The sequence below is a fragment of the Candidatus Brachybacter algidus genome, assembly GCF_016707225.1.
GTDB lineage: Bacteria > Bacteroidota > Bacteroidia > Chitinophagales > Saprospiraceae > Parvibacillus > Parvibacillus algidus.
On record NZ_JADJID010000001.1, the window covers coordinates 547,319 to 569,281 of the forward strand.

The window sequence follows — 21,963 nt, forward strand, 5'->3', positions numbered from 1 at the left end:
TTCACCAATTAAATATTCTATAATTAAAAATTAATTATATGAAAACTATATTATTATTTGTGTTACTGTTTACCTCCTTTTGGATAAAGGGGCAAATTCCAATCGCAGTTAACCCAGCACTTTCTTGTCCGGAATTTTCAATTCTTTCATTTGGTCAATTTGTTTCAAACTGCGCTCCCACAGGACAAATTGTTTTTACCGTAGATGGTGATTATGGAAGTTACATTCAATATTCTATTAACGATGGAGCTTCATGGAGCTTTGATAATCAATTTATTGGTCTTTCTCAAGGATATTATAAATGCAAAATAAAAGTTAATATTAATGGTCAGACTTGCATCAAAGATTATGCTTTGAACCCTGTAAGGGTTACCTATCTTGATTTTGAGACTCAATATTGGGACCCGATTACTCAAGAATTAATCACTGTCGGTAAAAATCTGATAGATACAGTTTTGGTAACTAATCCCTTAACGTGCGCTGCAACGGGTTCCATTCAAGTAATAAAAACAGGAAGCCCGAACGGAGGAGAATACTCATTAGATGGGGTTAATTTTCAGGTTTCCAATACATTCTCAGGGCTTTCTGTTGGTATTTACAATGTGTTTATTAGAAAACCAGGATCTACTTGTATGGTTCAGTATAGGAATCAAGTAAGTATTTGGCCCAAAGGATTTATTGATACTTATTCGGTGGTAAGTGAATACGGGTGCGAAACCGGTAAAATAACATTCGCAGCAAGTCCATCCTCTGGTCTGGAATATAGCATCAACAATGGCGCTACGTGGTCTTTTAACAATGCTATTACCGGCTTAAGTCCAGGAACTTATATACCTAAGTTTAGGAAGAGTGCCTGCATACTTGCTTTGCCGGATATTCCATTTATAATTATAGGTAATTTTAAACCTCAGATATTTGATGTGGTATTTACACCAGGACCTTGTGATGGAAATGGCAATGTCGCATTTAAAATGTTTCTTAATTCTCCTTATAAAAGTATAAATGATATCAATCAGGTAAGTGTAAGTTCTGATAATATAAATTTTACAACGATTCCAAATTCTCCGGATGTTAATTATGATGTTCCGACAAATACGTCAGCCATTTATATTAAAGTGAGATATGGCCCTATACCTTACCAATTTTGTACTTATGTATTTAGTATTCCTTCCACACACGGTTTATTACCTAATGTTTTGAATAGTTCTGAGAATCCCCAGTGCCTTATGTCTAATGGCAATATAACGTTCACTCCTCCTGATGGAAAGCCATATTTCTACAGTATCAATAATGGCAGCACCTGGCAGACCAGCCCTATCTTCAATAATGTGGGTCCAGGTAATTATAATTTAATTTACAAAAGACAGGATGTTAATTGTATTTCAGATGCTAAGAACGTAATTCTTGTAAATGAAAATATTCCTCCACAAATTGTCAATGTAATTTCAGCAAATATCTCAGACTGTGGGCTTACAAATGGCAGTATTACAATAAATAGCATTTCCGGAACAGGAGCTGTTCAATTCTCAATAAATAATGGAATTGACTGGTCTGCCAATAATTTATTTAATAATTTAAACACTGGAAATTATCAGATCGTAATTAGAAATCAGAATGCAACATGTTTGGTTACTTATCCATCTAACCCTGTTGTAATAACTGCCCCTTTACCTCCTGTCATTAATAGTGTGAATTCCTCAAATGTTACCGATTGCGGAGCCATGAATGGTTCTATAAGTATTAATGCAGCTGCCGGTTCCGGTAATATTTTATACAGCATCAATAATGGAAATACATGGCAACTTTCAAATGTTTTTCCAAATCTGAATGGCGGAAATTATCAGGTTAAAATTAAAAACGAAAACGGTACTTGTATCCAGAATTATGTAAGTAATCCGGTAATAATTACCACACCAATTCCACCAATTATTAATCAAGTTACATTTTCAAATACCACAGATTGTAATTTAAATAATGGGATTATTTCGATTGCATCCACTGCCGGAAGTTCCTCCACTCAATACAGTATTGATAATGGTATTAACTGGTCAAATTCCGGTAATTTCAGCAATTTGTCTCCAGGAAGTTATAATATTAAGCTTCGAAATATAAACCAGACTTGTATAGTTAATTATGTCAATAATCCGGTTGTGCTACCAGGTCATATCGGACCAATGATTACAACAGTTATTTCGACAGATGTTAGTGACTGTGGACTTATCAATGGACAAATTACTATCAATGCGATAGCCGGTGAATCCGCCCTCCAGTATTCAATCAATAATGGAACTAACTGGTCTTCTTCTAATATTTTCAATAATTTGAATCAAGGTAATTATCAGATTAAAGTCAGGAATAATAATGGCACATGTGCTGTAAACTATAATTTAAACCCTCTATCGATTTCAGCACCAGTATCGCCGGAACTATTGAATATTGTAAAAAATAATGTGACTGACTGTGGACTAAATAATGGCTCAATCTTAATAAGTGCAAATCCAGGTTCATCACCGCTTCAATATAGCATAGACAATGGAAATACATGGTTTGCAAGTTCTAATTTTGCTAATTTAGCATCCGGAAATTATAACGGGAGGATCAGAAACAATAATGGCACTTGTATAGTCAACTATGTCTCTAATCCAATTGTAATTACCGGACCAACAGCACCTCAGTTTACCACTGTCAATTCAACGAATGCAAGCGATTGCCAATTATCAAACGGCAGCATCAGCATTGTCGCTCAACCCGGCTCTTCTCCATTGCAATACTCCATCACCAATGGCGATCAATGGGCCAATAACGGCAGCTTCACTAATTTAACTCAAGGTAGTTACTTGGCAACTATAAGGAATAATGATGCTACTTGTGTTGTAAATTTTCCTTCAAACCCGGTCGTTATAACTGCGCCATCTGCACCATCTATAACCGGAATTAATACGATTCAGCCAACGGATTGCAGTAATCCAACCGGAAATATCAGCATTACTTTTACTTCAGGATCGGGTAGCCCTCAGTTTACCAAAGATGCTGGAAATACGTGGCAGAATAATGCTACTTTCTCCAATCTTCCTGCCGGACAATATTTTATTGGCATTAGAAACCCTGATGGATCTTGTAGTAATATAAGTTCAAGTCCAACAGTAATAAATCAATTGGCGCTTCCTCTTATTTCTCAAGTGCAGTCGGAAGGCCTAATTGGTTGTACATCCGGCTTAGCAAGTATTACCATAAATGCAAGTGGTTCGAATGGGCAAACATTACTATATTCTATAAATGGTGGCTTGAATTACCAAAATTCTAATGTTTTTATGGCGCTAGGTGCAGGATCTTATAATGTAAAAGTCAAGTACATTAATGCGAATTGCGAATTAAATTATACTCAAAATCCAGTTGTCTTAAATTTCGTTCCAGCCCCAATAATACAGGTTGTCAATATCATTCAACCTATTTCTTGCGAAAATTCAAATACAGGAAGTATTTCGATTTCTAGTTATGATATTAATAGTCTAACTTTATTGTATAGTCTTAATAATGGATCAAATTGGTCAGTACAACCTAATTTTACAAACCTAAGTGTAGGTAATTATCAAATAGCTGTAAAAAATAGCTTGGGTTGCCAGACTAATTATCCTGCTAATCCGGTTCAATTAATTGCCCCATCCCAACCTTCACTTTTAGCGGTACAAATAATAAAAACTCCGGATTGTGGCACTTCCAATGGTGAATTAATGGCCACATTTACATCTTCCCAAAGTGTGGAGTTTAGCATCAATAATGGAATTACATGGCAAGAAAGTCCAATGTTCAATGGACTTACAAGTGGAAATCATTATTTGAAGATCAGAAATGCAAATGGACAATGTGAGAATTTTTTTTTTCAAAATCCAATTGTCATTGGTTCTGTCATCGATTTTCATATCAACGATGTCAGCATCATACAACCTACATCATGTGAACTGCCAAATGGAGAATTGATCGTGAATGTCAATGAACCTCAACTGTATCAATACAGTATTAATGGTGGAATTAATTTTAGTGATAATTTTGTATTCTCAAATTTATCATCTGGAGTTTACCAAATTGTAGTAAAGAAAAAAGTCAGTAATTGCATTCTTAATTATTCTAATCCGATCACACTAATTGCGCCTGAATCACCTCAGATCGTCTCACTTGAAATTAAGCAACCAGACTGTGGCAGTAATTTTGGTTCGATCGCATGTGCTGCCAATAAACCAAATGTAGAATATTCTATTGATGGCATCAATTGGCAAGTCAACCCGGTTTTTAATAATTTGCCGGCGGGAGAATATACTTTGCGTATTCGCAATGGTGATGGGAGTTGTGAAAATATATATGATGAATTAGTTTCATTAAATTCGAGTGCCACTTTTTCTATAGCCAATGTTGAAATCATAGAAAATAGTAATTGTCAATCACCTAATGGTAGCATTGAGATCATTACAGGTACTTCAGGTTTGGAATATTCCATTGATGATGGAATGAATTTTCAAGCAGATCCTCATTTTGAAGGACTTGGTGGCGGTAGCTATAGAATTAAGGTGAAAGATCCTAATACTAATTGCATAGTTACATACCCGGTCGATGTCATAGTTGGGTCTCCTTCAGGACCAAAGATCAGCATGGTTGACTTTGTTTCAACAAGTAATTGCCAAGGTCTAGATGCCTACATTCAGATATTTGCTGAAGGCACTGGATTGGAGTTTAGTATCGATGGAGGACTTACTTGGGCTAACTCAAGTCTGTTTAAAGATCTCGGTATTGGCGATTATAAAGTTGCAATAAGAAATTCCGGATGTATAAGTTTGGGTCAGGAATACCATTTTGAAGCATACAAGAGCATTGAATTATTATCTAAATCAGTACATTCTCCAGAGAAATGTGATGTGAACGATGGCAGCATTGAGCTTAATGCAAATTATCCTGAATGGGTTCAAACCTACAGCATTGATGGGGGATTAACTACACAGTCAGTAAATATTTTTAATGATTTAAGTATTGGTACATATGAACCTTTATTGACTTCTGTAGATGGATGTAGCTTTGTTTTTAAACAAATATTCTTATATCCTTCAGCAGCATTATTACTTGATTCAGTTGTCGTGATCAATCCTGAAAGCTGTCAGGATTCTTTTGGGAATATTAAAATATTTGCAGGTCCTGAATTTAATTTTAGCATTGATGGCGGTTTAAATTGGCAGAATAACTCGGAGTTCATTGGTATACAACATGGGATTTATAACTTATTGGTAAAAGATATTGAGAACTGCACCTATGTTTGGCCAAAAGATATTGAGATCATTAGTGGAAAAATTCCAATTATTACAGAGGTTCTTTCCTCCACAGAACTTAATTGTACTAACGGATTCGGTAAAATTACTGTAATTGCATCCGGTGATAATTATGTTTATAGTATCGATAATGGTGTGACCTTTCAGAATACGCCATCATTCGATCATTTGTCAGATGGCATTTATTCTATAATAATCAAAGACACTCTTGGTAATTGCATATCTGATACTTTACAGAAAAATATAAATTTTAGCACACCACAACTACTATCCTCAGATGTTGCTATTGAAAATCTAACAAACTGTAAGCCTGCAAACGGCAAAATTATTTTTGAACTTGCTGAGGATTTACTTTTTAGTATTGATGGAGGAAAAACCTGGAGCCAACAAGCTGAATTTCATAACTTATCAGCCGGTAATTACAATGTTTTGACTAAGAACAAAATTACGAATTGCATCAGTGAACCTCTTTCAATTGTCCTGGATCTCCCTGGAAATGTTGTCACAAACATTCATCCAAATACCTTGGAAGCTATATGTGGTGACAACGGTCGGATAGATCTTGGTTTGACATCTCCCGGGTTGATGTTTTCTATTAATAGCGGATTAAATTGGCAACCGGAATTTATATTTGACAACTTGGCAAGTGGAAATTATGAAGTTCGAATAAGGAATGTTGATGGTTGTATTTTTGCACCTGGAATTCCTGTGACTATCACTCAGAATAATACTTTTGCTGCGGAAATTATTGAAGTGAAGCCCCCAACTTGTGAAGGTATGAATGATGGAATAATTAAGGTTGATTTTCCTGATAATATTGATCCTTTAGTATTAATCAAATGGCAAGACGGTTCCGGCGGAAAAACTTTTTCCGGCCCATCTGGTATTGTGAATTTAAAAGCCGTCCTTGGAACTTGTACCTTGAATCAAAATTATGAGATACTACCCAGTCCTCAAAGTAATATTGAATGGGTAAACCTTTCAGATACAGTTTTATGTGCTCCGTCTGGAGTTAATTACACATTTGATGACAATACGTTGACTTTCTTATGGAGTCAAAATGGCGAAATAATAGGAGATCAGCCACAGATCAATATTTCGGAAATCGGAGATGTTGCCCTGCAGATTTCAGATCAAAGGGGTTGTATTCTTGAAGACAATTGGACAATAAATCTTGCAGAGAAGTCCAACGATTACGATTTTATTGTTGCAGGGGAGGGAGTAATTAATATTCCAATAATCGCTGTAGATGTAACCTGGCCCATTCCTGATAGTTTGCATTGGATAATTGAATCATCTTATCTCATCCAATCACGTGAAATAGAGAATCAATTTCACATGATATTTGATACACCCGGTTCATATAACGTAGGTCTACTTGCTTATTCAGGCAATTGTGTGGTGCTGAAGGAAAAACAATTCAGGATATTTGGATCCATCGATAGTTTGTCTTTTCCGATACAAAATTTGGGATTGGAGTCATTGTTGTCAATGGACCTTAGACCGAATCCCAATAATGGAATTTTCAAAGTTAATTTCGAATATCTGCAACCAATTCCTGGGAAATTATACATATTTAATAATTCCGGAGATCAGATTTTTTATAAAGAATTAAATCCATTATTTGCACTAGATGAAATAAAAATAGAACTTCCCTCCAGGACTCCAGGTGGCATTTATTCTTTGATTTATACTAACAGAAATGGTCAATTTCTATGGCGTAATTTTGTAATAATTAATTAAGATAATGGTGGATATTTAAAATACATAAAGTTGTCAACAAAACATTATAATACATAGCTGAAGGTCGTTTAGATTATTATTAATGGTCTTATATGAATTATTTCTTTAATCCTGAACAACCAGACTCATGGTTATAGATCGAAGTATAATTCAATTTCTTAATCTTGTCAAAATGCAAACAATAAGAGATCGCCAATCTTCTACAAATAATAATTTCGAACATGCTACAATTACTATTTTGTCACCACTATTTTTTGAATGATGACAGAATTTTTGTTTGAAATTTTTACTAGATACTGTCCGTTGTACAACGTTTGTGCATCAAAATAAGCGATGGTGCTGCCTTGTAAAAGACTGGTAGTTTCAACTAATCTTCCTGTCATATCAAATAATTCTACTTTTAAATTTTCTTTATTTATGTCTATCAATTGAATTATTATCAAGTCGTTAGTAGGGCTTGGAAAAACTTTTACTTGTGTCGCCTGTAAATTGATTTTATCATTACCTGCTGTAGATGAATAGGTTGTCGTGCCACTTGGCACAGATGTAACTTTTGCTGCATTTCTGGTGCCATAAAAAGTAGGGCCTACTACATAAGGATATGTTGAATTCCAATTGGCATCCACAGTAGCGAAATAACAGTAAATTCCGGAAGGATATTCCGGCGTTACACAAAATCTTCCATTGTGTTCATCTAAATAATCCGGAGTGCCAGCAGAAGTTGCATTGTAATGATAATCTTCTCTAAAATATCCTAATGGATAGGTATTGCTTACATCAGGACCCAACGTCCTTGTATTTCCGCTATTGAGCGAGTAACTAGATTTTATTCTTACTATGGGTCCGGAGCCATCAGCATTTTGGTAACCATAGGCGCCATATATAGGAAACCCATCATAAGCATAACCTATTAATGGTGAGTGCACAGTGCTATCTATGGCATATAAACCATCTGCATTATATAGATTACAAATAGTGGAAATCACTACCAGGTCTAAATTGAATGCACTAGGATTCTGATGATGATGGTAATTGCCCATTGCCGGGTGCGCTTTTGAACAATCAAAACCTTTTTTCTCAGCCGGAATAGCATCTCTATTCCAATTTTGAGTTGCGCCCATTCCACCGGGACATGGTGAATTTCCAGGTCCTCCACATAATGATTGTGTTGTATTATTCCATGCCACACCATCCCTATAGTCAAACAAAGCAACCCCATTTATAAAAATACCAATATTACCACCTGTCGTATTTACCGGGGTTCCGGTATTTGGAACTGGGTTTAAAGGAATTCTGAAAATTGCATTTTGATTGCTCGCTATTGAAGGGTTACCGTCCAAAAATGGACCTGTAACATAACTAGGTAAACCAGTAGTTGTTACATAAACATCTGTAGTATTATACTGCACAGCTTGACAATTAACGGGCGATGAGTCATTGATGGGTGTTGAATTACCTGCCACATAATGTCTGGCTTTAATGGTAGTGTTTTGCATCCAGGAGGTTATAGCAGGATTGGTTTGTGCATTTATTACTCCAAGAATAAATACGAAGGCAATCGTAATCCAATTTTTCAAGTTATTTTTTTTTATTAGTTTTTAATAATTTCTACCTTTTTTGTAGCTATAACAATGCCATTCTCGTTGGTTGCTTTGAGAAGATATAATCCGCTATAAATGCCTTTTGTATCGAAATATGCAATCGTACTTCCTTGTAAAAGACTTGTTGTTTCAATTAATTTTCCGTTAAAGTCAAACAATTCCATTTTTAGGTTTTCCCTATTAATGTCTAATATTTGAATAACTAGTAGGTCACTCGCCGGATTTGGAAATATTTTCAAATTATAGTCTACTACAGAAGCCTCTCGAGTTAAAGATATTGTTTTTGAATAGGTAAAATTATTATCGAAATCGACTTGCTTAAGTCTGTAATAGCATTGCAGGGCTTTACTTTCGAAGTCTTTATAGTTATATGATGAAATATGGCTCGTGGTCCCTGCACCCTCAACCGTTCCAATTGTGGTGAAAGTAAACCCATCCACAGATCTTTCGATTTCAAAATATTTATTATTCAATTCACTAGCTGTCTCCCAGTGTAAATCATTGTAAGAAATCTTATTAAGGCCATCAAATCTTATTAAATTTATGCCAAGTGGAGGGCCGGGTAAATATGCAGTAGTGCCACCGGGCACAGATGTAACTTTTGCGGCATTTCTATTGCCATAAAAAGTTGGTCCTACTACGTAAGGATATGTTGAGTTCCAATTGGCATCTACAGTAGCGAAATAACAGTAAATTCCGGAAGGATATTCCGGTGTTACACAAAATCTTCCATTGTGCTCATCTAAATAATCCGGTGTGCCTGCAGAAGTTGCAGTGTAATGATAATCTTCTCGAAAATATCCTAATGGATAAGTAGTGCTTACATTTGGGCCTAATGTCCTCGTGGTGCCGCTATTGAGTGAATAACTTGATTTTATTCGAACTATTGGACCTGTGCCATTAGCATTTTGGTAACCATATGCACCGTAAATAGGAAATCCATCATATGCAAAGCCAATCAATGGTGAATGAATACTACTATTAATTGCATACAATCCATCTGCATCATAAAGTGTACAAATTGTGGACAACACTACTAAATCCAAATCAAAGGCGCTTGGGTTTTGATGATGATGATAATTGCCCATTGCAGGATGTGCTTTAGAACAATCAAAACCTCCCCTTTCAGCCAATATTGCATCTCTGTTCCAGGCTTGTGTAGCCCCCATGCCACCAGGACAAGCAGGGTTTCCGGGTCCACCACACAATGATTGAGTTGTATTATTCCACGCGACACCATCCCTGAAATCGAATAAAGCAACACCATTTATGAAAACCCCAATATTTCCACCTGTTGTACTCGTCGGAGTCCCTGTATTTTGTGCAGGGTTTAACGGAATTCTAAAAATTGCATTTTGATTGGTCGCTAATGTAGGATTCCCATCCAAAAATGGACCTGTAACGTAGCTTGGTAGGCCAGTAGTAGTCACATAAACATCAGTAGTGTTATACTGCACAGCTTGACAATTAACGAACGATGCGTCATTGATGGGTGTTGAATTACCTGCCACATAGTGTCTGGCTTTAATGGTAGTGTTTTGCATCCAGGAAGTTATAGCAGGATTGGTCTGTGCATAAACAAAAGCAGTGTTTACAAACAATACAATTACCAAAATTATTTTTGTCATTTCTCTAAATAAATTTCATAAATGAGTATTCAAATGGCTTAGACGACTGTTTTATCCGAATCCCTCAATGAATGTGAAATTTATCTTGGATATTGAAACTTTGGGTTAAAAACAAAGTCTTTATCTGAAAGTGTTAATAAGAAAGTGATCAGGTCTACCTTTTCATTTGAGGTAAGTAAAATGCCATGTTCTAACTGATTTGCTAAAGTGTTTGACTGTTGAATACCATTGGTATAATGATTCAATACTTCTGCCAATCTTTTGAATCTTCCATCGTGCATATAAGGGTAACTGTATTCTATATTGCGGAGCGTAGGTACTTTGAATTTTAATGAATCTTGAGATAGATTAGTTACTTTCATTCTTCCAATATCCCTCAGATCAGCGTCCATGGCCAGACCATTATTCTCAAAATTCCCACTGGTAAATAGTGGTTCAGTGTGACAAGATGAACAATTAATCTTGAACAATAAATATCCATTTGCTTCTTGCTCGGTAAAGCTTAGTTCTTTGCGCATTACTTTATCATATTTTGAATTGGCACTTACCAATGTTAGCATAAATTGCGAAATAGCTTTCAATGTTTTTTCACCTGTTACGAGGCTATCCTTATAAGCTTTGTAAAACAAAAGACGATATTTTGGAGAAGCATTTAATTTATCTACTACTTCTATAATACTGCTTCCCATTTCAGCAGGATGAGAGATAGGTGCCAGCGCCTGCATATCTAAATTGTTAACAGCTCCATCCCACATAAAAGATTTTTGCCAAGCCAAATTCATAAGTGCTGTCGAATTTCGCGTACCAATACTATCGTGGATCCCATGACTCAATTGATGGTCAATATGTGTAAAAGCAGAGAAAGGAGAATGACAACTTTCGCAAGAAATTGTATTGTTTTTGGATAGTAAGGGCTCGTAAAACAATGTTCTTCCTAGTAAAATTTTATTTTCAGTCAATGGGTTCTTAGAAAAGTCATATACAGGATGAGGGAAATTCTCAGGTACCACGAAAAAGTCTTCATTTATGGTAAAAGCGAACAAGAAAAAACACAACAATGCAATGACACTCTTTTTCATCTGATGCGAAAACATTTTGCAACCTGTCGTGAAAGTAAAACCGCGTCTGCACAGGGCGACATGATACTTTTTTGTCTATCTAGATTAACTGCATTAAAAAATTGACCGAGATCCAAGACGATGTTCCAATTGTTGTCGGTAGTTGTTAACTCAACAGTCTGCACAGGATTATATGGATATTGATATCCACCTAAATGAAATTCGAATTCATTTTTGAGATTATGCTTATTGGCCCATCTGCCTTCCATTTTGAAATTGATATAACCACTTTGCCATGTCCAATACATTCCTTTTGTGGGATCCAAATCTCCGCCCATTGCTCCGGATACATTGGTGACACTATCAACACCGAGACTAAATTTAATTTTATTAAAATTAATATTTTGTTGTGGAGTTAATAAAATATTTAGCGATGCCGGATCAAAGATATCTATTAGATGATAGCTATTTTGTTCAGCAAAAACCACTTTGTCGTTCTTCAATAACTGAATTTGGCTGATATAAAATTTGAGGGTTTCAAATTTTATTGAAGTACCATTGTCTGTTTGGTAAACAGAATCATCTAAAATAATATTGTCATTATTGAATACAATTTCTAAGGTAATATTTATGTTTTCGGGCTTCTGACAATAAACAAACATATAGAAAAGTAGAAACGAGAAAGATAAAAATATTTTTTTCATTGATAAGTGAATTCTCCAGAGAAGGAAGATAAATTTCCAAATAAAATAAGCACTCCGATGTAATTATGTGCTGTCATGAATATTGTTAGACGACAATTTGTTGAATATCCTTCAATTTTCCTATAACTATAGGAACCTCTATTCATAACTAACTCTTTTATCACTACGGCGTAAATGTTTTACTTAACCTTTCCTTTTTAATTCCCACTTCCACAATATACCAAGTTCCTTTCCGTCTGTCTCATCTATCTTTTCAAATCCACAACTCAACAGTACTATGACCGAAGAATTCAAATTGCCCAATGTATTTGCTTGAATTGAAAGCACAGTTTCTAAGTTAGAAGCATTTTCTATAAGTACTTTTGCAAGTTCTGTAGCAAAGCCCATATTCCTGTATTCAACTTTAATCTAATAACCAATTTCAACCTAACCTTCTTCGTTCGGCTGTCCTTTATACCCACAAAGTCCGGAGTAATTGCTTATTTGTTTCTTGGATCAGCGGCTATTTTAATGACATATTCTTTTGGAGGCACAGCATGCATTAGGTTTTGTACAAAGTAGTCCCAGCGTCTGCGCATGATATAATAACTATCCTTTCCATAACCATGTCGTGCATTTGGCAATAGTATGAAATCAAAATCTTTGTTTGCTTTGATCAAAGCATCCACTACTAAATAAGAGTTATATGGAGGCACATTATCGTCCATTCCACCATGTATCAGCAGTAATTTGCCTTTTAGATCTTTTGCAAAAATTTGATTTGCTTGTTTTTCATAGTTAGAAACACCGTTATTGTCTTTAGTTTCTAAACCAATATATCGTTCCCCCCAGTCGTCTTCGTAATTTCTGTTGTCATGATTACCAGATTCTGAAATCCCAACTTTGAAAAAATCAGGATACTTAAACATTGCTGCCGCTGTGGCAAATCCACCTCCTGAGTGTCCCCATATCCCTACGTTATCTAAATCAAGAAATTCATATTTCTCTTGTAATTGCTTTAAACCTGAAATCTGATCAGGCAACGTATTTTCCCCCATGTTGCCATAGCACGCATCATGAAATGATTTAGATCTATTTGGATTGCAACTACCTTCAATTTGAACCACTACAAAGCCTAGTTCTGCAAGTGCTTGATTATCTCCTCTGGATGCAATAAAGCTCCAAGAACCAACACTTCCACCCTGAGGCCCCGGATAGATATTAACGATCACTGGCAGCTTTTCGTCAAGCTTCATTGCCTTAGGTGTAAATAACAGGCCATATAGATCCCATTGTCCCTGGGCAGATTTAACTGTAAAAGGAGTAGGTGGCTTCCAACCTGTAGCTGTCAGCCTGGAAATATCAGTTTTCTCTAAGGTGCTGACAAGTTTGCCATTCATGTCTCTAACTTCATGGATTGGAGGTAAATCAACCTGCGAATACGAATCGATAAAATACTTTGCATTGGGTGATATAGTAATTGTGTGATCACCAATTGAGGGTGTTAACATCTTCAGGTTTTTGCCATTAAAATCTACTTTGTAGAAATAACTAAAGTATGGATTGCCTTGGCCTTCATTTTGGCTCCCTTCAAAATAAATTACACGATTTTTCTGATCAACATTTAAAATTTTACGTACCAGGTAATTGCCAGAAGTGATTTGATTTTTTACTACTCCAGTGCTTGCATCATACAAATACAAGTGACCCCAATCGCTTCTTTCAGAGTACCAGATAATCTCATTGGTTTTTGAATAGTATCTCCAATTAATTCCGCCCTGTCCGGATTCATATTGTGTATTCACTACTTCTTCAAAGATGTCCGTGACTTCACCAGTCTGAGTATTGGCTATTCTTATATTTTCTTTTTTGTGATCCCTACTCGTGGATACGAAAACAAGTTGCCCACTATCATCACTCCACGCCACATCATCAAATCCACCCTCACATGAAATATCATCACATAATGTTCCGCGTCTCGCATCAGCATTCATTTGAAGTTTGATAATTTTTGGTTCATCACTTACATTAATTATAAGCCTGTGAATGCGAATAATGTCCGAATCACCGGGAATAGGATATTTCCATTGCTTCAATTCTGGTGCGCCTACTTTTGTTTTAACTAAATACATATTGCTTACATGTCGTTGATCTTGTTGAAATGTTGCTATTTTTTTAGAATCTGGCGACCAACTAAGGATGGGAAGGTCACTTTGCTTCCAACCTGCATTATCTGTAGCATAACCAAAATCCTTTATTCCATCTGTGGTTAATGCTTTTTCATTGCCATTATGAACGTCCCTTATCCACAGATTCCAATCTCGAATAAAGGCGGAATAGTTACCATCAGGAGACAATACTTCATTTTGGGATCCTTTACTGATATCTAATTTAACTGCACCTTTCTCGAATAAATCTTTTTGAGAATTTGCTACAATTTGATTTTTTTTGGTAGGATCAAATAATTTGAATTCAGTCTGGCTTTCTTTCAACGATCTATACCAAAGTCTTCCATCCGGCAACCATTGTGGACGTATATCATTATCAATCAATTTGCTAGTATTGCCGGCTAACATTGTTGTTGCTCGATCATAGTCGGACTTTGTATAGGTTGTTGCGTTTTGTCCTTGTGTATTATTAATTGTTGAAAGAATTAATAAAATAAATAAAAGAGCAATTTTATTATTCATTACGAAGATTTTAAAAGATTGTAAAATTTTTAGTTGACAAGAGATTCTACTTAAAATATTGACACGGATATCACTCCAATACTTCTTCTCTACATGAAAAATTAATTCAGGTGGAGAAGCACAAAGTTTCATTTAACCACTGAACTGATGATTTATTGTAGCCTCTGAGTTTGCCCCGTATGGCAGACTCTTCTGTAAAAGTAGCTAATACCGTATGGAAAATGTGAATAATTCAACAAATTTTGGTCAAAAGACTATCAGCACGGCATTATAAGGTAAAATATTGATCAACTAAATATTTCCATTTCATATATCTTGTAAGTAATGTAACTTGATTGCTTTCGGATTTTTTCACATGATAGATCCGCCAGATATTGACTTAGCCGATCTTCAATACAACTAAATATATTTTCAAGAATAAGAAAGTGGGTAAGGGAAAGTATTTATAACTATGGTTAAAAAGGGAATGGACTGCATCAGTAAAAAAAATGAAATACAAAGCAAAGTATTAAGTATTAACAACTTCAATCGGGATGTCTCCATAATATACGTTAAGAAATACAGATCCATTCAACCTGGTTTTTTACGTACACGCCGGATAAGCTTTTCAAGCCAAACGAATACTTAGTTGTTGTTCATTGGTTTTTATCATTCTATTATATAGTTAAAATTGTAATGGTGGTCCTAATACTTTCATGTCGTGGTCAGCAAAAATTTTAGCTCCTTCTTCGGGGGAAGGCGGAGAAGTTAGATTGCCTAATGCTTTGAAAAAATCTTCCATTTTTCCTGATGGCTGAAAAAGAAAAAACATTTTTCCTTTGTCGGTTAGTTGTGCAAAGGCATGTGGCACTTTTCTTGGCAAAAATATAGTATCGCCTGCTTTTAAATTATGTTTGTCTTCGCCAACTTGAAAAAGGTATTCACCTTGAACGATAAAAAATATTTCGTCTTGATGTGGATGAACATGCAATGGAGGCCCACCTTTTTCATTTCCAGTATATTCAAAAACTGTCAAGTCGCCGTTTGTGTCTTTTTGGGAAACTTTAATGTCGTTTGGGTTTTTTCCACCAATTAGTGTCTTCTCGTTAAATCTGCTTTCTGTCGCTTTTATTACAAAGCCTTTTTTAGGACGGTTTGTTTTTTGTGCTTGAACATTTTGTCCAATCAAGAGAGCAGGAATGGCAGCAATTGTCGTCAGTAAAAAATTTTTTCTTTTCATTTTGCATTATTTTATTTTTACAATACAAATGTCTAGAAAATGGAAAGTAGTTAGGTGGTAAAAAAACGACATTTTAATAGGTGTCCGATTCACCAAATTTTCTCTCAGGAGAACCATTGTCAAGAAGGTGAAAGTTTGTTGGGGTTTGATTTGTAAGCTCTTTGTAGTCCTTCACCAAATGCTGATAATCATAGTACCCGCACCTAAATGCAATAGATGGCCAATCTAAATTGGGCGCTTTGTTTTTCATTCTGAAAGCATTTTCAAAACGAACGACTTTACTGAAATGTTTTGGAGAAATGCCCATGCGTTCCATAAACTTTCTTTCGTATTGCCGTAAACTTAAACATGATTCTTTAGCAAGCCATTCCACATTTAATATTTTATCTGTATTCAAGATTATTTTGCTTACTTGATCTAACCTATGGAATTCCTTTACGTTCTTATTTATTTGTTTTAATAAAAATGATTCTACCACAACAACCATTTCATTAAAATTAATACCATCGTTCAGTTTGTCATTTACCTCTTTAATATCCTTATTAAAAATAGTTTCAGCATCATAGTAGCAATTATTTAATTGATGGGAAGGAATACCCGTTAAACGAAAAAGCCCACCTGGACTAAAAACTACTTGAAATACTAAAAAGTCTTTCCCTACAAATCTATTTGTAACCTGCGTTTGCTGTCCAATCAAAACAGTATTCAAGTTTTTTATTTTTGTTCCATTGTTTACATACTCTACAGTTTCAGTATCTCGAGGATAAAAACTTAAACAATGTTCTGGTCTCGGGGGGTAGGGCTTGTAAGGGATTGTTGAAATGTCGTCAAAAACGAAATGCACCACTCTAAATACCCTAACAAATTCAGTTAAATAGGGACTTGGTATAAACTCAGATAGTACCATAGCATTTATTCGTTATTGTCTCTGTTAGAATGTGTGGGCAAAGTTACGTATAACATCTGAATGTATGGACAATTGCCAATTTATCCCACTAAACTATCAAAAAGTATAGATATTTGATTAGTTGTTTTAAGTTTTGAATTACTCAGAAGCCATCGTAACTTATATACTTTCTAGTTTGACAATTTCTTTGCTTTGAATTTTTAAATTTTGTTATATTTTTATTCATTTTTTAGTGTCAGGTAGTCTGGTACTTCGAGTGGCGAACGTGTCTCTAAACTGGAGTTAAACATGTCTGTTTGAAGTCGCCATTTGTTATCTTCTTTTCTATAAATGGCCATAAATTTACCTAAATCAAGAATTTCATTTTGTTTATTTCGCATGGCGTATTTACCCTTGGCAATGAGCAAGTTATCCGAAATTTCTAAATCTACCAAATGCAGTTGCAAAGAATGCATCCCTCTTTTGGCCACTGTACGCCAAAAAGTAGCTATTGCATTCTTACCCGTTATTGGTGGCGCACCAGGTGCATAAATAGTGCCATCATTCGTATAAATATTGGACATGTCATCCCACTTTGCATTGTTCGCCAATCGGACAAGCTCATTTTCTATTCCAATAACAGCAGCTCTAGCCCTTAGATAGGGATTCCCCTTCAAGTCATCGGGCAGAATAACTCCTGCACCAAATGCATCCATCATCGATTTATCGGGTGTTTTGCCTTGTAAGAATGTTTCAGCAGCTATGAAAAATGCAGCAGGCTCATCAGAATTCGGAGCATGTCCGGCTCCATGGAAATTAATCAACGTGCTATTGGGTAAACTTTTGTTCCAGTGCTCAAAAGAGGCAAATGGTATTGCATCATTGTCACCCACCAGCAGCAGCACTCTTGCCTTAACATTTGCAAGTTGGGTAGTAATATCCCAGTTACCTATCGATTTCATAATGTAATAACTAAATGGACTAGTCAAATTAGCCTGATTGCAGTTGCAAATGTTTCCCCAAATATTTCTACCCGATACATAGGATGCTGCATAACCGCGCATCCAAAGTGAATAGTAATCCCAACAGGCTTTGGTTGAGTCGGCCGGATTGTTTGCATATATTTTTTTGTTTTGTTTTGCGAGGAGTGTTGTAATGCTGTCATTTTTGTTCACCCAACCTTTTGTCATACTAGCTGCGGCCGGTAAAGGAGCCACTAACATCATGGATTTTATTTTGTCCGGATAATTAGTCGCATAGTAACCGCAGATTAAACCACCTGTAGAATGACCAAGAAGGTTTAATTTTCTCAAATTGAAATGTTTTCGGATGACTTCAATATCCTTGATCGTATTATTTATGGAATACCTTGTAGTATCTTTTACCACAGTGGAATAGCCAGCGCCAGCTTGATCGAAAAACACCAGGACATGATGTGCTGCCAATGGCGTGAGGTCAGGAACTAAATATGCTGAACCAAAAACCCCTCCACCATGAATCACAACAATAGTGTCCTGGCCTTGACCAAGAATTTGGTAATGGAGTTTTACATAATCTTCTGTTTGTACAAATCCTTCTACAGATTTCAATTTTATTATTTGGGCATTTCCAATAAAGTGTATTGAAAATATTAATGATAATACAATTAAAAATGATTTCATTTTTTGTTTCGTTTAGATTTGATTCGGATTAGTGTTACACAATGCCGAATGGTGGCTGGTGTTTTATCTATCTTTATTATATGTTAAAGTCAGTATTGTTTTAACACTGCTAAATTACTAAAAATTAAATCCAAAATGAAATCCAGGTTCTCCGAAGACGAATTTCGGCCATTTATCGTCTAACTGTTTAAAACCATCAGGCAATATGGTATGATAAGCACGGTGGGTAACTGCAACAGATGGTTGAATAAAAAATCTGTCCTTAAATAGTTTGATGTGATATCCAACACGGTAGGTGTTGAAAATCTGAAAACCATTATCGATTTTTTTGCCTTGGTCGTTCAGGAAAATTTGCAAAGTAGGCATTACATTAAGTTCGGCATATAGACCTTTCCACAAAAAACGTTGGTAAGATACAGATAAGCCAAACTCACGAACATAGCCCGGAAATTTTTCTTCAGACTTTCCGTATGATTTGTTTAAAAATGGATGAATACCATTTGGCCAGGCATATTTCCAGGTTTTTGGTTCTAGACTAATTACATCTTTTCCTGTAAGGCGGTAGCCTAAATTGAGTTGAGCAAAGTTGGGAGGGTTTACGGAAGATAAGTTACCCAATAAAAAGATGGTACTGCCTATGAACCACCTATTGTAGGTGGTGTCAGTTTTAGCATACTGTGCGTTAAGCTGGATTGTACTTGTCAACAATAGCACAAGACCTATCCATAAAATTTTCTTTTGCATTTCTTTTTTGATTGATGTTAAATGATGTGGCAAAAGTAAAGTGGCGTGGTGCCTGAATACGTTCACTTAAGTTAAGAAAGGAAGGTATTCTTAATTTTTTTAGTTAAAAAACTCAAGGCAGTAAACGCCGCCAGCCGACACGCTTCTAGAAGCTAGGGTTTATACACATCATTTTTGCACATTTCAAAGTAAACTTTGATGACACCCCGACGTAGGTTAACCTACGCCGAACCCCACGATCATAGTTCATCTTTAAATTATTGTATATCACTCGCCATGGAACGCTGAGCATAAGTTAGCCCATCCCGGATCGTACCTCTCAGGAATATGTGCGTTTTAGTGTCTGCAAAATTAATTTTGCTTATAATCAACCTGAAATCAAATAATTATCTTGCTATTTCAGGAAAGGCTTCATTGAAAAAATACGTATATATAAACTCTAGCTATATCAGAGGGGAAGTAATTGGATTCATTTCTCATTTAAAAATTAAACCCAAAATGAAACCCTGGTTCCCATCCAAAGTAGTTAGGCCATTTATTTTCTACTGATTTAAAGGATTCCGGTACATTGGTTTGCACAGGCCAATGAGTCAAACCAATGGATGGTTCAAAAAAGAAGCGGTTTTTAAACAATTTAAGCTGATACCCCAAGCGATAGGTCATAAATAAGGTGTATCCGTCTTTTATTTTTATATTTTCCTCATTATAATATTTTTGAAAAGCATTTAGCGCATAAACACCTGTATATAATCCTTTCCACCAAAACCGATTATATGCTATTGAGGGTACATATTGGCTTATATATCCTGGATAATTTTCTCCCTCTGCATCAAATGATGGTCCCCATGGAATGCCTAGTGGCCAGGCAAAACGCGATTTCTTAAACTCAATGCTAACAACATCTTTGGGCGTTATTCTATATCCAACATTTAATTGAAAGAACTTAGGTGGATTCGGGTCGTCAGGAATTAAATTTCCTAACATCAATAAAGTACTCCCAACAAACCATTTTTTGCAAGTACTATCATGTTTGGCATATTGGGCATTCGCATGTAAAATGCTTGTAAAAACCAAAACAAGTCCAATCCATATTATTTTCTTTTGCATTTCTCTTGTAGTTTATGTTAAATAATGCTACAAATGTAGAGTCACAGGACGCAATCACTCGTTCACTTAAGTTAAGTAATTTGAAATTTATAGAGCCTGCTTATCCAACTAGTAATGCGAAGACAAGGATTCTTTGCTTCCTTACTTTTTTTCAAGAAAAATGGTAAAAATATCCTTACGAAGAACAGTTATGCATTGGTTATGGAAGCTAAGGTTTACAGTATGACTAACTTTAAGTTGAGTGCTATCAAGGGTTTTTAGAAATATATTTACCCCGAAATATGAATCAATATTTAATTCTTACTCCTTTTATAATTCTGAAAACTATTGGCTCAAGCAAACCTTTTCTAATAATCTTTTTTAAAAATCCCGAATTTGCAATTATTGATGCAAAAAACGGTGAAACAAAATAATACACATCAACTAAGGCTTTGCCCCAAATAGTTTTAAGTAGAATTCCATCCCGAAATTTTCTTAAAATTAAAATATCCGGTGCATCATTATTACCATAACACACGGTGGCGATAAAACAAGCTTTATTGCTTTCAGGGATCATTATACCGTACTTAGATATTAATCCATCTACATAATCTTTACTTTCTTTCAAAGCTGCCCCTGTTAACTCTTTATGTAGTTTGATAGCTTCAGCTACTTTTCCATCCCTGCAGAGTTGAAGTATTTTGTTGTCATGGGGGTCCTGTGTAAAACTCATGAGATTTTTTAATGATTATGGCTCAATAAACATTTCGGAGCAAATAATTTTTTATCGAGACTATTTAATCACTCAAATAAAGATAGAAGTTAGAATGAAACTTCGATGATTGTGTCTGGCAATTAATAAAACTCAGAAATAAATAAAATCTTATAAAATTAAAATAAATATTTGATATTCAGCATTATTGAAGACGCTATTTATAAATTTAATAATATTTATTTCGTTGATTACTAATATAAATAACAACTCTGAAACTTTAATAAAGTAATGATTCTTAAATTTTATTTTTCTCTAAAATTCGTGCTCTTAACCTACTCAATGATTGAGGTTTAATTCCTAAAAAACTTGCTAATTGATGCTGTGGTACACGTTGAATAAGGTCTGGTCTTTTTAGTTGCAAATTCAAGTATCGTTGTTCAGGTGATGAGGTCTTAAACTCGTCAAAATTTAGTTGTTGTCCTGCCAATAGTTCTTCTGACAATTTTCTACACATTAATTCAAATTTAGGAAATTTAGTAAATAATTCAACTTCCATTCCCGGGTTTGCAACAGTTAAAATGCAATTCTCAACACAACTTATAAAATATTCAGACGGGGCATTATTTTTAACGCAATGGGGCGTTAATCCTTCCATTTCTGTAAAAAAGGCTGTAGTTCGCTCTTCACCATCTATGATGTAATATTTTCGGATGCATCCTTTCAGAATAAAATATTCATCCTGTGATTTCTGCCCTTCATTAAGTAAAATGGTCCCTTTCCTAACAGATCGGAATATGTCTAAAGAAAGTAATGCGTTCTTCTCCTCTTCTGTCAAAGAAATGTATTTTGATATAAAGTCAAATAGTATGTCTTGCATTATTTTTTATATGGTTTTATGTTATTGTTTTCCGTGTTACACAAATGATTAGCTAAAAAT

General features: G+C 35.2%; 14 protein-coding genes. 1 reads left to right on the plus strand and 13 read right to left on the minus strand.

What is annotated here, in order from left to right; genetic code table 11:
- Positions 1–38: 38 nt before the first annotated feature.
- Positions 39–7,055 (plus strand): hypothetical protein, encoded by a 7,017-nt coding sequence (locus tag IPI15_RS02210; protein WP_287419060.1) that lies wholly within the window; start codon positions 39–41, stop codon positions 7,053–7,055.
- 233 nt (positions 7,056–7,288) lie between these two features.
- On the opposite strand, the gene IPI15_RS02215 is transcribed toward IPI15_RS02210, so the two are convergent.
- From IPI15_RS02215 to IPI15_RS02275, 13 genes are all read right to left on the minus strand, one after another.
- A complete protein-coding gene (locus IPI15_RS02215) occupies positions 7,289–8,632 on the minus strand; it encodes a T9SS type A sorting domain-containing protein (protein ID WP_287419062.1) in 1,344 nt (447 codons plus the stop codon).
- A 14-nt stretch (positions 8,633–8,646) separates the two neighbouring features.
- Positions 8,647–10,284: a T9SS type A sorting domain-containing protein gene (locus IPI15_RS02220; RefSeq protein WP_287402985.1), complete on the minus strand. Its 1,638-nt coding sequence runs from the start codon at positions 10,282–10,284 to the stop codon at positions 8,647–8,649.
- Positions 10,285–10,364: 80 nt separating this feature from the next.
- Positions 10,365–11,363: a cytochrome-c peroxidase gene (locus IPI15_RS02225; RefSeq protein WP_287419063.1), complete on the minus strand. Its 999-nt coding sequence runs from the start codon at positions 11,361–11,363 to the stop codon at positions 10,365–10,367.
- A complete protein-coding gene (locus IPI15_RS02230; protein ID WP_287419064.1) occupies positions 11,360–12,046 on the minus strand; it encodes an MbnP family protein in 687 nt (228 codons plus the stop codon). Before IPI15_RS02230 ends, IPI15_RS02225 begins: the two co-directional genes overlap by 4 nt.
- A gap of 183 nt (positions 12,047–12,229) precedes the next feature.
- Entirely contained in the window at positions 12,230–12,433 is a 204-nt protein-coding gene (locus tag IPI15_RS02235) for a hypothetical protein (protein ID WP_287402989.1), read from the minus strand.
- Between the two features lie 92 nt (positions 12,434–12,525).
- Positions 12,526–14,715: a S9 family peptidase gene (locus IPI15_RS02240; RefSeq protein WP_287402990.1), complete on the minus strand. Its 2,190-nt coding sequence runs from the start codon at positions 14,713–14,715 to the stop codon at positions 12,526–12,528.
- A gap of 664 nt (positions 14,716–15,379) precedes the next feature.
- Complete coding sequence (locus IPI15_RS02245; RefSeq protein ID WP_287402992.1) at positions 15,380–15,934, minus strand: cupin domain-containing protein; 555 nt, start codon at positions 15,932–15,934, stop codon at positions 15,380–15,382.
- A gap of 73 nt (positions 15,935–16,007) precedes the next feature.
- Positions 16,008–16,841: a helix-turn-helix domain-containing protein gene (locus IPI15_RS02250; protein WP_287402994.1), complete on the minus strand. Its 834-nt coding sequence runs from the start codon at positions 16,839–16,841 to the stop codon at positions 16,008–16,010.
- A 218-nt stretch (positions 16,842–17,059) separates the two neighbouring features.
- Positions 17,060–18,481: an alpha/beta fold hydrolase gene (locus IPI15_RS02255; RefSeq protein WP_287402996.1), complete on the minus strand. Its 1,422-nt coding sequence runs from the start codon at positions 18,479–18,481 to the stop codon at positions 17,060–17,062.
- Positions 18,482–18,598: 117 nt separating this feature from the next.
- The gene (locus tag IPI15_RS02260; RefSeq protein ID WP_287419066.1) at positions 18,599–19,225 is read right to left on the minus strand and encodes a hypothetical protein; all 627 of its coding nucleotides are present in this window, start codon (positions 19,223–19,225) and stop codon (positions 18,599–18,601) included.
- 480 nt (positions 19,226–19,705) lie between these two features.
- Positions 19,706–20,332 carry a hypothetical protein gene (locus tag IPI15_RS02265; protein WP_287403000.1) on the minus strand — a complete coding sequence of 209 codons (627 nt, stop codon included), beginning with the start codon at positions 20,330–20,332 and terminating at the stop codon, positions 19,706–19,708.
- Between the two features lie 286 nt (positions 20,333–20,618).
- Complete coding sequence (locus tag IPI15_RS02270; protein WP_287403004.1) at positions 20,619–21,044, minus strand: CFI-box-CTERM domain-containing protein; 426 nt, start codon at positions 21,042–21,044, stop codon at positions 20,619–20,621.
- Between the two features lie 277 nt (positions 21,045–21,321).
- The gene (locus IPI15_RS02275; protein ID WP_287403005.1) at positions 21,322–21,903 is read right to left on the minus strand and encodes a Crp/Fnr family transcriptional regulator; all 582 of its coding nucleotides are present in this window, start codon (positions 21,901–21,903) and stop codon (positions 21,322–21,324) included.
- Between the last annotated feature and the right edge of the window lie 60 nt (positions 21,904–21,963).